The sequence below is a fragment of the Alteromonas sp. 5NS40-0096 genome (genome assembly GCF_057544385.1).
Genome location: NZ_BAAJLQ010000028.1, coordinates 1 through 424, shown reverse-complemented (window position 1 = coordinate 424; position 424 = coordinate 1). Strand labels below are relative to the sequence as shown.

General features: G+C 43.9%; 2 tRNA genes. Both read left to right on the top strand.

What is annotated here, in order from left to right:
- Positions 1 to 15: 15 nt before the first annotated feature.
- Positions 16 to 91: transfer RNA gene (locus AC27G9_RS21280), tRNA-Ala, on the top strand.
- Position 92: 1 nt separating this feature from the next.
- Positions 93 to 169 (top strand) — tRNA-Ile (locus tag AC27G9_RS21275).
- Positions 170 to 424 lie beyond the last annotated feature (255 nt).

Genomic DNA, 424 nt, shown 5'->3' with positions numbered 1-424 from the left:
GATTTAGACCTGAATGGGGCTATAGCTCAGCTGGGAGAGCGCCTGCCTTGCACGCAGGAGGTCAGCAGTTCGATCCTGCTTAGCTCCACCACAGGCTTGTAGCTCAGCTGGTTAGAGCGCACCCCTGATAAGGGTGAGGTCGGCAGTTCAAGTCTGCCCAAGCCTACCATTCTTCCTTGCTTTTCGTTATCGAATTGCTCATGTGCTAGCAGCACACTACGCAATCCGATGCCTCAATCAAGAAAGAAATTCGCATAGTTGGTCATGCGATACGATGAAATCCTAATGAATATTTACTTTTTTAAGTAAGCATTGATTAGGGTTTTTTACTCTAAGTGAGACGAGAAATCGTTTTACACCTGTTCTTTAACAATTTGGAAAGCTGATATAAGTAATCAATCAAATTGAGTAACTGAGATCAAAC